This window comes from Shewanella seohaensis (assembly GCF_023283775.1).
GTDB classification, from domain to species: domain Bacteria; phylum Pseudomonadota; class Gammaproteobacteria; order Enterobacterales; family Shewanellaceae; genus Shewanella; species Shewanella seohaensis.
Map to the genome: position 1 here is coordinate 12,573 of NZ_JAKILE010000008.1, position 12,849 is coordinate 25,421.

A 12,849-nucleotide genomic window follows, 5' to 3' on the forward strand; every position below is an offset into this window, starting at 1 on the left:
AAAAGCCGTTTTTTAGTAAAAAACGGTTGAATCCTGCGTCACTATCGGTAATTTTATAACGACGAAGCACCAACAAGGTCCCCAATCTCCTTTAATTTGTAATCTTAACTTGACGCCATGTAGCGTGAGGTTGCCATTTACCTATTTTCAGTCTGCGTACCATCGATGGTTACGCCCTAAGAGAAAGAAGATTTATTCATGAAGCAATTACGTCTTGAACCTGTTGTGCAAGTCCGCGGTGAGATCAACATTCCGGGCTCAAAAAGCATTTCTAACCGCGCATTATTATTGGCGACCTTAGCCAAAGGCACCACCACGCTCACCAATTTGCTCGACTCCGATGATATTCGTCATATGTTGTCGTCTTTAAAGCAGTTGGGCATTGAATACCGCTTATCGCAAAATAATACTGTCTGCGAACTCACTGGCTTAGGTGGCGCTATTTCGGCGGATACCGCGCAAACGCTGTTTTTAGGCAATGCGGGCACGGCTATGCGTCCATTGTGCGCTGCGCTGACCTTAGGGCGTGGCGAATTTACCTTAACGGGCGAACCGCGCATGGAAGAGCGTCCCATTGGTGACTTGGTCGATGCCCTAAAACAATTGGGCGCTAATATTGTGTACCTTAAGAATGAAGGGTTTCCGCCTCTGACCATCAATGCAACCGGGCTTAACGGTGGCGATGTAGAAATTGCTGGCGATCTGTCTAGCCAATTCTTAACGGCGCTGTTAATGGTTGCCCCCCTCGCTAAGGGCAGTGTGAACATTCATGTCAAAGGTGAACTGGTTTCAAAACCTTATATCGACATTACCTTAGCCTTGATGGCGCAGTTTGGCGTTCAGGTGATTAACCATGACTATGCCCGCTTTGAGATCCCGGCCGGTCAGCAGTATGTGTCTCCGGGTAAAGTGTTAGTGGAAGGGGATGCATCTTCTGCATCTTACTTTTTAGCCGCAGGAGCCATTAAAGGCGGCGAAGTGAAAGTCACTGGTGTTGGCCGTTTAAGCATTCAGGGCGATGTGAAATTTGCCGATGTGCTGGAAAAAATGGGCGCCGATATTGAGTGGGGCGATGATTACATTATTGCCCGTGGCGCACCGTTAACTGCGGTTGATTTAGACATGAACCATATTCCCGATGCTGCGATGACCATTGCCACCGCGGCCTTGTTTGCTGAGGGCACGACCACCATTCGTAACATTTATAACTGGCGCATTAAAGAGACCGACCGATTAGCGGCGATGGCCACAGAGCTGCGTAAAGTGGGCGCCTTAGTGGAAGAGGGGCATGATTATATTCAAATCACGCCGCCAGCTGTGCTCAATACTGCAGAGATTGATACTTATAACGACCACCGCATGGCGATGTGCTTCTCCATGATGGCGTTTGCTGATTGCGGGATTACCATCAATGATCCCGATTGTACCTCGAAAACCTTTCCTGACTATTTTGCCCAATTTGCCAGCCTCAAAGCCTAACCGCTTTCTGTAAGAGGCTGACTTTGGGTCATATCAAGATGATGAAGCCGCATTTGAGCGGCTTCTAAACTTCATAAAAAAATCCACGGATTTTATTTGTATAGTATTGTACAATGCGGCGCGCTCATTTTCGGGGCTCTAGTTAAGAACTCACGGATGATGATTATTTTTTGCGGAGGAATGTATGTCTGAACGGGCTCCTGTAGTCACAATCGACGGCCCAAGTGGTGCTGGTAAAGGGACAATTAGTCAATTATTGGCTAAGCATCTTGGGTGGCAACTGCTTGATAGTGGTGCTATTTACCGAGTACTTGCGTTAGCTGCAATTCACCACGATGTAGAACTGGAAAATGAAGAATCCATCACACTCCTAGCTGCGCACCTTGATGTGAAATTTTTAACCGGCAACGAGAAAGATCCAGTTCAAGTGATCTTAGAAGGTGAAGACGTCACAACTGCGATACGTACTCAAGAATGCTCAAATGCGGCCTCTAAAGTGGCGGCATTTCCCCGTGTGCGGGAAGCCTTATTACGCCGTCAACGTGCCTTTAGAACGGCACCTGGATTAATCGCCGATGGCCGCGACATGGGCACGGTTGTTTTCCCAACGGCATCGGCTAAATTATATTTAACTGCTTCTGCAGAGGAGCGGGCTCAAAGACGCTATAATCAGTTGCAGGACAAGGGCTTCGATGTTAATATCGAGCGCCTTTTAGCTGAAATTATCGAGCGTGACGACCGCGATATGAATCGTCCAGTGGCACCTTTGGTCCCTGCCGAGGATGCGCTCGTTATCGATACTAGCCATAAAGGTATTGATGAAGTACTTGAGCTTGCGCTCAACTACATCAACCAAAAATTATCCAACACTAACTAAGTTATTGTTTGGATAGGTATTCGTATTAAGGATGATACGGATAATTTGACTGACTCCACGTCTAGGATTGACTGTGGTTTATTACATTAAAGTAACCTAAACATGACTGAATCTTTTGCTGATCTATTTGAACAATCCCTTCAAACTCTGGAATTCCGTCCAGGCTCTATCGTTCGTGGTACTGTAGTTGCTATCGAAAACGGTATGGTTCTGGTTGATGCAGGTCTGAAGTCTGAAAGCCCAATCCCAGCTGAACAATTCAAAAACGCTCAAGGCGTTTTAGAAATCGCTGTTGGTGATGAAGTTGACGTAGCTCTTGACTCTGTTGAAGACGGCTTCGGTGAGACTCAACTGTCTCGCGAAAAAGCGAAACGTCACGAAGCTTGGATCGTTCTGGAAAAAGCTTACGAAGATGCTGAAACTGTAATCGGTATCATCAATGGTAAAGTGAAAGGCGGTTTCACTGTTGAATTAAACGGTATCCGTGCCTTCTTACCAGGTTCTCTAGTTGACGTGCGCCCAGTTCGCGACACCGCTCACTTAGAGTACAAAGAATTAGAATTCAAAGTTATCAAACTAGACCAGAAGCGTAACAACGTTGTTGTTTCTCGTCGTGCAGTTATCGAATCAGAAAGCAGCGCAGAGCGTGATGCACTGTTAGAAAACCTGCAAGAAGGTCAAGCAGTTAAAGGTATCGTTAAGAACCTGACTGACTACGGTGCATTCGTAGATTTAGGTGGCGTTGACGGTCTGTTACATATCACTGATATGGCATGGAAACGCGTTAAGCACCCATCTGAAATCGTAAACGTTGGTGACGAAATCAACGTTAAAGTTCTGAAGTACGATCGTGAGCGCACTCGTGTGTCTCTAGGTCTGAAACAACTTGGCGAAGATCCATGGTTAGAAATCAGCAAGCGCTACCCAGAAAACACTAAGTTAACTGGTCGCGTAACTAACCTGACTGACTACGGCTGTTTCGTTGAAATCGAAGAAGGCGTTGAAGGCTTAGTTCACGTTTCTGAAATGGATTGGACTAACAAGAACATTCACCCATCTAAAGTAGTTAACTTAGGTGACGAAGTTGAAGTTCTGGTTCTGGACATCGATGAAGAGCGTCGTCGTATTTCTCTAGGTCTGAAGCAATGTAAGACCAACCCATGGGATGACTTCGCAACTCGTTACAACAAAGGCGACAAGGTTTCTGGTAAGATCAAGTCAATCACTGACTTCGGTATCTTCATCGGTCTTGACGGCGGTATCGATGGTTTAGTTCACCTGTCTGACATTTCTTGGAACGGTACTGGCGAAGACGCAGTATCTGAGTACAAGAAAGGCGACGAAATCCACGCAGTGGTTCTGTCTGTTGACCCAGAGCGCGAGCGCATCAGCTTAGGTGTTAAGCAAACTGAAGACGATCCATTCAACGCTTACTTAGCTGACAAGAAGAAAGGTACTATCGTAAACGGTACTGTTTCTGCTGTTGATGCTAAAGGTGTTACTGTTGAACTAGCTGACACTGTTGAAGGTTACATCCGTGTAGCTGACATCAGCCGTGAGCGCATCGAAGATGCATCTACTGTTTACTCAGTAGGTGATGCTATCGAAGCTAAGTTCATGGGTGTTGACCGTAAGAACCGTTCTATCAGCCTGTCAATCAAAGCGAAAGACGAAGCTGAAGAAAAAGAAGTAATGGCGACCTTGAATAAACAAGAAGACGCTGTTATTAGTAATGCAATGGCTGAAGCGTTTAAAGCAGCTCGCAAATAATCGCCTGTTGTATGGGGAGTTTTTCTCCCCATTAGGTGACTGTGTTTGGCTTGATAATAGGGGATAGCTAGGATGACAAAATCCGAACTGATCGAAAAACTCGCCACCAGGCAGTCGCAGCTGTCGGCGAAAGAGGTTGAAGGCGCAATCAAAGAGATGTTGGAGCAAATGGCAACAACATTAGAAAGCGGTGATCGTATTGAGATCCGTGGCTTTGGTAGTTTCTCGCTTCATTATCGTGCACCGCGTACTGGCCGTAATCCAAAGACTGGTTCATCAGTTGAATTGGAAGGCAAATACGTCCCGCACTTTAAGCCAGGCAAAGAACTGCGTGAACGCGTTGACGCAGTTAATGTATAATTGACCGCATTACAAAAAGCCTCCGTCAGGGGGCTTTTTTATATCTAATGCAAGGCAAAGCTGGTCAGCTCAGTAAATTTCTTGGATAATCAGAAAATTGAAAGGCGTTTAAGGGAGTGCGACGTGAAATCTTTTGTAGCGACAGTCCTTGTGGCACTGTTATTTATCGTGGCATTGATTTTTGGTGCGCGTAATGAACAAGTAGTGACGATCAGCTACTTTGTGGCTCAGGGTGAGTACCGTTTACCCGTAGTATTAGCCGTGGTTTTCTTTGCAGGCTTTATGTTGAGTTGGCTCGTGGCCAGCTATTATATTGTCAAACTGAAATTGGCTTTAGCGGCGACCAGAAAAAAATTAACGGTCCAAACCGCTAAAACTCCTCAAGGTGTAGACGCCTAATATGCTTGAGATCCTCTTCCTGTTGCTTCCTATTGCTGCCGGTTACGGTTGGTATATGGGGCGGCGGAGCATAAGGCAAAACCAGAGTAACCAGCGTAAACAATTAAGTCGTGATTATTTCACCGGCTTGAATTTCCTGTTGTCGAACGAGTCAGACAAAGCGGTCGACTTGTTTATCAGTATGCTCGATGTGGACGATGAAACCATCGACACCCATCTTTCCCTCGGTTCACTATTTCGCAAACGCGGTGAAGTTGACCGCTCTATCCGTATCCATCAAAACTTAATCGCACGTCCCACACTCACCAATGAGCAGCGCGATATTGCAATGATGGAACTGGGTAAAGATTACCTTGCAGCGGGGTTTTACGACCGAGCGGAAGAGATTTTCCTGAATTTGGTGAGTCAAGATGACCATAGCGAAGAGTCTGAGACGCAGCTGATTGCCATTTATCAAGTCATTAAGGAATGGCAAAAAGCCATCGATATCACCAAGCGCTTAAGTCGAAAGCGCCAGCAGGTGCTTAAACCGATTATCGCCCATTTTTATTGTCAGCTTGCGGACGAGACCAGTGATGATGCTGACAAGATCAAGCTATTACAACAGGCATTAAAACAAGATCCTAAGTGCGGCCGTGCCTTACTCACGCTCGCCAAAAAATTTCTCTACGCTAAGGATTACAACCAGTGCAAATCTATGCTGATGACACTGAAAAAGGCCGACATAGAACTCTTCGCCGATGCCTTACCCACGGCGAAACAAGTGTATCGTGATACCCAAGATAAAGAGGGTTATCAAGAATTATTAGCGGGCGCGATGGCCGAAGGCGCGGGCGCCTCTGTGGTGGTAGCGCTTGCTCAACATATGATTAGTCTCGATGAGATACAAGCTGCTGAAAACATGGTGTTAGATGCCCTGTATCGCCATCCCACCATGAAGGGATTTCAGCACTTAATGCAGATGCACCTGCGTCAAGCTGAAGAAGGTCAAGCCAAACAAAGTTTGACTATGCTTGAGCAACTAGTTGAACAACAAATTAAATTCCGTCCAAGTTATCGCTGTAAAGAATGCGGTTTCCCATCCCACACCCTGTATTGGCATTGCCCCTCCTGTAAAAAATGGGGCACCATTAAACGGATCCGTGGTTTAGACGGTGAATAACCTTTAGAAATACCTTGTTAGTGTAACCCAGTTGGAGAGATGATGACGACCAAACCTATCCTCGTAGCGCTTGATTACGATAATAAAAACCACGCCTTACAACTGATAGATCAACTCGATCCCAACATGTGCCGCCTCAAAGTGGGCAAAGAAATGTTTACCCTGTTTGGCCCACAATTGGTGAAAGATATTCACGACCGTGGTTTCGATCTTTTCCTCGACTTAAAGTTTCACGATATTCCTAATACGGTCGCCAAAGCGGTCGCGGCCGCGGCAGAACTGGGTGTGTGGATGACAAACGTGCATGCCAGCGGTGGCTTAGCTATGATGGAAGCGGCGAAAAAAGCGTTGCTGCCCTATGGTAATGATGCTCCTATACTAATCGCAGTAACGGTACTCACTTCTATGAGTGATGAAGATTTAAAACTCATCGGCATTGATGTTCCTGCCTTTGAGCATGTGCAACGTCTCGCGAAACTCACAAAGCAGGCGGGCCTCGATGGTGTTGTCTGTTCGGCTCAAGAGGCAAGCGTACTTAAATCACTCTTAGGTCAAGATTTTAAACTTATCACCCCGGGGATCCGCCCTGTGGGCAGCGACGTGGGTGATCAACACCGGGTCATGACGCCACCGCAGGCGCTTGCAGCCGGTTCTGATTATTTAGTGATTGGTCGACCAATCACTAAGGCCGCCGATCCTCTGGCTGCACTGCAGGCCATTCATCAATCTCTCGCTTGAGAGAAATGATGAAAGCCATTGCGGCTTAAGCACTTATTCGCGCGTTAATTTTACCGTTCACGGAGAATGCCCATGCTGAATACTACGATGTTTAATTATCAAGGTAAGAATGTTGTCGTTGTCGGTGGTACGAGTGGAATTAACCTCGCGATAGCCAATGCGTTTGCGCAGGCCGGCGCGAATGTGGCGGTGGCGAGTCGCAACCAAGACAAGATTGATGCCGCAGTGTTGCAGCTAAAGCAGTCAAATCCTGATGGTATTCACCTTGGGGTGAGCTTTGATGTCAGGGATTTGGCTGCGGTCGAGCAGGGCTTTGATACTATCGCCTCCGAATTTGGCTTTATTGATGTGTTAGTAAGTGGCGCTGCAGGTAACTTTCCGGCTACAGCGACAAAACTCTCTGCTAATGGCTTTAAAGCCGTGATGGACATTGATCTGCTGGGCAGTTTTCAAGTGCTAAAGACGGCTTATCCTTTACTGCGTCGCCCCCAAGGGAATATTATTCAAATCTCGGCGCCGCAGGCATCGATAGCCATGCCAATGCAAGCCCATGTGTGCGCTGCTAAAGCTGGCGTAGACATGCTGACTCGGACATTGGCGATAGAATGGGGTTGTGAAGGGATCCGTATAAACTCCATTATTCCCGGACCAATCGCTAGCACTGAAGGATTTAACCGTTTAGCACCGAGCGCAGCGCTGCAGCAGCAAGTTGCACAGTCAGTACCGTTAAAACGTAATGGCGAAGGGCAGGATATTGCTAATGCCGCGATGTTTTTAGGATCAGAGTATGCCTCGTACATCACTGGGGTTGTGTTACCCGTTGACGGTGGCTGGTCACTTGGCGGTGCGAGCATTGCAATGACCGCATTAGGCGAGTTAGCGACTAAAGCTCAGCAGTGATAACCGTTAGTTAAGTGTTGTAACTTATTTATTTGATAGAGAAATCGGGTGAAAATCCATGGCGAATGCATTACAAGAGCAGCTGCTTAAGGCTGGCCTTGCCAGTAAACAAAAAGTGCGTGATGTGAAGACGCAAAAACGTCGCGATAAAAAGGCGCGGGTAGATGATGGTTCGAGTGCATTGAAACACGAGATCGCCGAGCAAAAACGACTCCAAGCTGAAAAAGATAAAGCATTGAACGAGCAGCGCTTTGCCGAAGCGACAGCCCGTGGGCAAGTGCGTGGCTTAGTGAGTGAATTTACGCAATTTGCGATTAAGATCCCAAGCCATGCCGAGGTCAAGTTTAACTATACCCTCGATAATAAAATCTATTCAGTCTATATCGATGAGAAAATCCAATCGGAACTGCTTAAAGGCCTGTTAGGGATCGTTCGATATGAAGATAAGAGCTACCTTGTCCCCCATAAATTGGCTGAGCGCGTTAATTTGTTGGTGCCACAATGGTGCGGTTATCTATGGCAACAGGATGAAGGGAAGGCGATAGAGGTCGAAGATGACCCCTATGCTGATTATGCGATCCCGGACGATTTAATGTGGTAATCAATGCGTTAATCGTGAGCTAAGCCGAGGACGCATCGCTTATCTCTGGCTACACTAAAACCCTTAAGGCAACTTAAGGGTTTTTTGTTGCCCGTATTTCACATTAACGGTTTTACTGGTTCTGAGTTGCAAAGTGAATTTGTAATGAGATTGTTTTCTGTATTGAACTGGTATAAATTAAAACAACTGTTTAAATCCTACGTTTAAGAGTCTACCCATGAATCCTTACCAAGCTCCGTTAGCGGATATGCGTTTCTTATTGGAACAGGTTTTTGATGCGCCAAATACTTGGGCACAACTCCCTGATATTGCTGAAATGGTCGATATGGATACGGCCGGCGCGATTCTCGAAGAAGCCGCGAAAATCAGTGCTGAATTAATCCATCCGCTTAACCGTGCTGGCGATGAGCAAGGCGTTCTCCATCAGGATAATCGAGTGATTACGCCCGATGGTTATAAAGCCGTTTACGATCAATATTCCCAAGGCGGCTGGGTGGGTCTGTGTGGTGAACCCGAGTTCGGCGGTATGGGTATGCCGAAAATGCTGGGGGTGTTAGTCGATGAAATGGCTTACAGCGCCTGTAATGCATTTACTCTGTATGGCTCACTCACGGCGGGTGCTGCATTGTGTATTAATGCCCACGGCAGTGAAGAGATTAAAGAAACCTATTTGCCGAAACTTTACAGCGGTGAATGGGCAGGTGCCATGGATATGACTGAACCTCAGGCGGGCTCAGATCTACGTAATATCCGTACCCGTGCTATCCCACAGGATGACGGCAGTTATGCCATTAGTGGCAGCAAAATCTTTATCACGGGTGGCGATCATGATTTGACCGAGAACGTCATTCACTTAGTGCTGGCAAAGCTTCCTGAAAGCAAAGGTATTTCGCTGTTCCTCGTCCCTAAAACCATGGTTAATGCCGACGGCAGTTTAGGCCTGGCGAACGGCGTGAGCGTGGGTTCCATCGAACATAAAATGGGGCTTAAGGGCTCGGCTACCTGTGTGATGAACTTTGATGATGCTAAGGGTTACCTGATTGGTGAGCCAAATCGTGGTTTAGTGTGTATGTTCACTATGATGAACTACGAGCGTTTAGCCATCGGTATTCAAGGGCTTGGCAGTGCGCAGGCCGCTTATCAAATGGCCGCCGATTATGCCAAAGAGCGCAACCAAGGCGTTGCCGCTGGCGGCTCACCTACGGGCAGCGATTCCGATCCTATCATTGTGCATGGTGATGTGCGTCGTATGCTGTTGACTATCCGTGCGATGATAGAAGCGGGGCGCGCACTCTCGGTATTTACCGGTAAACAACTCGATTTAGCAAAATATGCCGAGGATGAAGTCAAAGCTAAGGCTGCTCGCTACGTAGGATTGTTAACACCAGTTGCGAAAGCATTTTTAACCGACCGCGGTTTAGATGCCACTATCATGGCGCAGCAAGTGTTTGGTGGTCATGGTTATATTCGCGAAACCGGTATTGAGCAGTTAGTACGTGATACTCGTATTGCACAGATTTACGAAGGTACTAACGGTATTCAGGCCATCGACTTCCTCGGTCGAAAAGTCACTGGCGATAATCTCGCGACCCTTAAGGAGTTTGTGGCCGAGTTAAAGGCGCAAATGCGTGAATTTACTCAGGTCGATGCGGTGAAAGTTTCCGCCGTTTGTGCCCGTTTAGATGCCTTAGTCAATGTTGCCGAATCCATTAATGAGCAAAAGTTGACTCAACCAGCGCTCATTAACGCCAGTGCGGTCGACTTTTTGGATGCCTTTGGCTTCACTCTGTATGGGTTCTATTGGTTAGCCATGTTGGATAAAGCGGTGGGTGCTGAAGATAAACAGTTTGCCGAGCAAAAATCCTACCTCGCTAAATTCTATTTCGACAAATTGCTGCCTAAGGCTGACTATCACTTAGCGCAAGTGCGCGCGGGAGATACCAGCACAATGGCGATGCCAGCAGAGCTGTTCTAACGCAAGCTTAATCGCGTTAAGCGTTCGCATTTACCTAATAAAAAAGCACTGATATTCAGTGCTTTTTGTTTTAATTGCTTTGTATATGACTCTACACCTTATCGGATATTAATCACTTAACTTAACGGTGCTCAGCTCTGTGGTCGTTGCTTGGCTGGTCTGAGTTTTAGTTTCGACAGCACTCAGCAACCGAGTTAAAAAGTCGGCGCTAAAGGCGGGTTTACGTTGCTTTTGGGTTTCAGGACTGATGCCATTCTCGAGCACCACAAAGAGAATATCCCGCTGCTGCGCTAAACGCATAAAACCTGCTAAATTGGCGACGCCTTGCATCGAGCCAGTCTTGGCAAACACTAGATGTTTTAAGGGCGGTTTAGTATATCCCAAGCGATATTGCAGAGTGCCGCTGACACCGGCCTCGGGCAAACTGTCAATGAGGGTGTGAAAGCGTGCATCTTGGTAAATGAGCGCCAGTACATCGGCTAATTGTTTTGCGCTCAACAGGTTATAGCGAGAAAGCCCTGAACCATCGACAATATTGGCGTTGGTTAAATCAATCCCAAGCTCAGTCAGAATATGGCGCATCGCCGCAGCACCATGGGTAAAGCTGCCTTGGGCTTTGTAATAATTTTGCCCCACGCGCTTAAACAAACTATCGGCAATCAGGTTATCCGACTTAAGCAGCATGGTTTTTAACAGCTCAGGCAAGGGCGCGCTGCTATGGCTGGCGATCAGTTTCGCCTTCGAAGGGATGGTGTTGCCTATTTTCACTTTCCCCGAAAGTGACATTTCACCCTTGAGCGTCGCTGTTAGGGTGTCCATGGCAAATTTTTCGGGATCGCTAATGGCAATCGCCAGTGGTATCGCTTCACTACCGGGATAGCAGCCCCGTAGATGATATTGATTCTGGCCAAGGCGTACTAAATCGAGCTGGCAAAAATCATGGCCTGCTTTAGGGGAGAATATGGCGTCGCTACTCACTTTTACCCCAAAACTAGATGTCCTTAATTTGACCTCAGAAGCATGCTTGGCTGAGCTTGGCGCAAACTGCCCATAAACGCAGTTTTGATTGATGATGTAACTCGACACCGGCGCGGCAAAGCAAATACCTAGGTCATCCCACACCCAACCAGGTGCTTGTAATTGCTCTTGTTTATCCCCGATAAGATAGAGATGCCCCTCAATGCTTGTTATGCCTTGCTTTTGTAGATGGGCAAACAAGGCCTTAAGATCGTCCTGAGTCAGCGTCGGATCGCCGCTAAAACGCAGATAAACACTGCCCGCAATATGACCCTGGCGAATGGGCGCATCACTCCAGAGCTCAGTGACATAGCGAAAATCTGGGCCAAGGTTGGCCATAGCGGTAACGGCGGTCAGCACCTTTTGTGTGCTGGCGGGGATAAATAAGGTATCGGCTTGTTGGCTGTATAACAGGGTATTAGTACTTAAATCTCGGGCCAGCAAAGCGACTTGCGAATGACGCGGGGCAATGTCGGCGATTTGCTTGGCAAATGTCGACTCATCCAGCGGATGTATTGCTGCAATCGCTTGGGTTGGCAGCAGAATACTTAACATGCTGCCTAAGAGTAACCCCTTAAGCTTGGGGCGAGTGAATGATGCCTGCAACTTATCCTTGTTTATCGAGTGCGTCATAGGTGTCCTGAATGTCCTTTTTACCATTAGCGGTCATTGCTGCCATCGTCTTTTTCCATTAGACGATACAGCCTTAGGGTGACAAATAAAACCAATCCGATAAAAAGCGGCAAAATGAGTAAGCCGAGCTGCGCTTTAAAATGAAATATACCCCAAGCTAAGGCTAAGGTGAGGGCAAGGGTCAGTAGGATTTTTTTGTTCATGGTGTTAGGCAATAGGGACTTAAGATGTTTTAGTTTACGCTAAAACAACGACCACAGGCACGCTTGCCTGAGCCTGAAGCCCTGTTTTGTGACTCACACACCATTTTGCTTATGGTCTGCCTAGCGTCGATTAGCCATCATGGACAAAAGGTTTAAAGGAAAAACTGAAAAAGCATTTAGTTAGCCGAGAATGCAGGCATAGAAGCCTGATGTTTGTGGGCTAAATTGTTGCATTTTAGTCCTGCTGGTGAGGAATGCGTCGTTTCAGGTCAAATTACCAGCAAAATAGGCGCTATCCCACGTGCTTTTCGCCGAAAAGTCTTGCCGAGTTGCAGTGAAGTCGGTAATTTCTACCCCTTACGATTTTAGGATCTCAGGTAACCACTAAAACCATGCCTCATATTAGTATGCGCGGCTTGCCACAGGCAGTTGTTGCAGAGCTTAGCCAAACATTACTGCAGTCTTTGGCGGCTATATGTAAAGGTAATGCAGAGAGTTTTACATTAGATTGGATCCCAAGCATCAGCTACCGTAATGGCAGAATTGATCAACGCTTTGTCCAAATCGAATTGCTTTGGTTTCCGGTCGACCCTGATATCCATCTTAAAGTAGAACAAACGATCAGGCTGGCAGTGACAGAAGCCTATCCAGAATTAACCCAAATTGCGGTGATGTTTTTGTCACTGACCCCAAGCGCTTCCTATCGGGGTGGTCAGCATGTTTAAAGGAGGATGC

General features: G+C 47.0%; 13 protein-coding genes. 11 read left to right on the plus strand and 2 right to left on the minus strand.

Annotated elements, in window-relative coordinates; genetic code table 11:
- Positions 1 to 198: 198 nt before the first annotated feature.
- The 10 genes from aroA (at position 199) to L2713_RS10700 (ending at position 10,261) form a co-directional block, all read left to right on the plus strand.
- On the plus strand, positions 199 to 1,479 hold the full coding sequence (gene aroA / locus L2713_RS10655) for a 3-phosphoshikimate 1-carboxyvinyltransferase (RefSeq protein WP_248967877.1): 1,281 nt from the start codon (positions 199 to 201) through the stop codon (positions 1,477 to 1,479).
- A 184-nt stretch (positions 1,480 to 1,663) separates the two neighbouring features.
- Complete coding sequence (cmk, locus tag L2713_RS10660) at positions 1,664 to 2,356, plus strand: (d)CMP kinase (RefSeq protein ID WP_248967878.1); 693 nt, start codon at positions 1,664 to 1,666, stop codon at positions 2,354 to 2,356.
- A 102-nt stretch (positions 2,357 to 2,458) separates the two neighbouring features.
- Positions 2,459 to 4,126, plus strand: a complete 1,668-nt coding sequence (gene rpsA / locus L2713_RS10665) for a 30S ribosomal protein S1 (protein WP_011622695.1) — start codon at positions 2,459 to 2,461, stop codon at positions 4,124 to 4,126.
- A gap of 72 nt (positions 4,127 to 4,198) precedes the next feature.
- Positions 4,199 to 4,486: an integration host factor subunit beta gene (ihfB, locus tag L2713_RS10670; RefSeq protein WP_011072380.1), complete on the plus strand. Its 288-nt coding sequence runs from the start codon at positions 4,199 to 4,201 to the stop codon at positions 4,484 to 4,486.
- Positions 4,487 to 4,609: 123 nt separating this feature from the next.
- The gene (locus tag L2713_RS10675) at positions 4,610 to 4,885 is read left to right on the plus strand and encodes a LapA family protein (RefSeq protein WP_011626213.1); all 276 of its coding nucleotides are present in this window, start codon (positions 4,610 to 4,612) and stop codon (positions 4,883 to 4,885) included.
- A 1-nt stretch (position 4,886) separates the two neighbouring features.
- Positions 4,887 to 6,047: a lipopolysaccharide assembly protein LapB gene (lapB, locus tag L2713_RS10680; RefSeq protein WP_248967879.1), complete on the plus strand. Its 1,161-nt coding sequence runs from the start codon at positions 4,887 to 4,889 to the stop codon at positions 6,045 to 6,047.
- A 42-nt stretch (positions 6,048 to 6,089) separates the two neighbouring features.
- Positions 6,090 to 6,785: an orotidine-5'-phosphate decarboxylase gene (gene pyrF, locus L2713_RS10685; RefSeq protein WP_248967880.1), complete on the plus strand. Its 696-nt coding sequence runs from the start codon at positions 6,090 to 6,092 to the stop codon at positions 6,783 to 6,785.
- Positions 6,786 to 6,857: 72 nt separating this feature from the next.
- A complete protein-coding gene (locus L2713_RS10690) occupies positions 6,858 to 7,685 on the plus strand; it encodes an SDR family oxidoreductase (RefSeq protein WP_248967882.1) in 828 nt (275 codons plus the stop codon).
- A gap of 58 nt (positions 7,686 to 7,743) precedes the next feature.
- Entirely contained in the window at positions 7,744 to 8,286 is a 543-nt protein-coding gene (locus tag L2713_RS10695; protein WP_011622700.1) for a DUF2058 domain-containing protein, read from the plus strand.
- A gap of 217 nt (positions 8,287 to 8,503) precedes the next feature.
- Positions 8,504 to 10,261: an acyl-CoA dehydrogenase family protein gene (locus tag L2713_RS10700; RefSeq protein WP_248967883.1), complete on the plus strand. Its 1,758-nt coding sequence runs from the start codon at positions 8,504 to 8,506 to the stop codon at positions 10,259 to 10,261.
- 108 nt (positions 10,262 to 10,369) lie between these two features.
- Here the strand turns inward: L2713_RS10700 and dacB are convergent, their stop codons facing one another.
- Together dacB and L2713_RS10710 are read right to left on the minus strand one after the other, a co-directional pair.
- Complete coding sequence (gene dacB / locus L2713_RS10705) at positions 10,370 to 11,911, minus strand: D-alanyl-D-alanine carboxypeptidase/D-alanyl-D-alanine endopeptidase (protein ID WP_248967884.1); 1,542 nt, start codon at positions 11,909 to 11,911, stop codon at positions 10,370 to 10,372.
- A 26-nt stretch (positions 11,912 to 11,937) separates the two neighbouring features.
- Positions 11,938 to 12,114 (minus strand): hypothetical protein, encoded by a 177-nt coding sequence (locus L2713_RS10710; RefSeq protein WP_011622703.1) that lies wholly within the window; start codon positions 12,112 to 12,114, stop codon positions 11,938 to 11,940.
- Positions 12,115 to 12,506: 392 nt separating this feature from the next.
- On the opposite strand from L2713_RS10710, the gene L2713_RS10715 reads away from it, so the two are divergent.
- On the plus strand, positions 12,507 to 12,839 hold the full coding sequence (locus L2713_RS10715; protein WP_011622704.1) for a DUF1904 domain-containing protein: 333 nt from the start codon (positions 12,507 to 12,509) through the stop codon (positions 12,837 to 12,839).
- Positions 12,840 to 12,849: the final 10 nt, after the last annotated feature.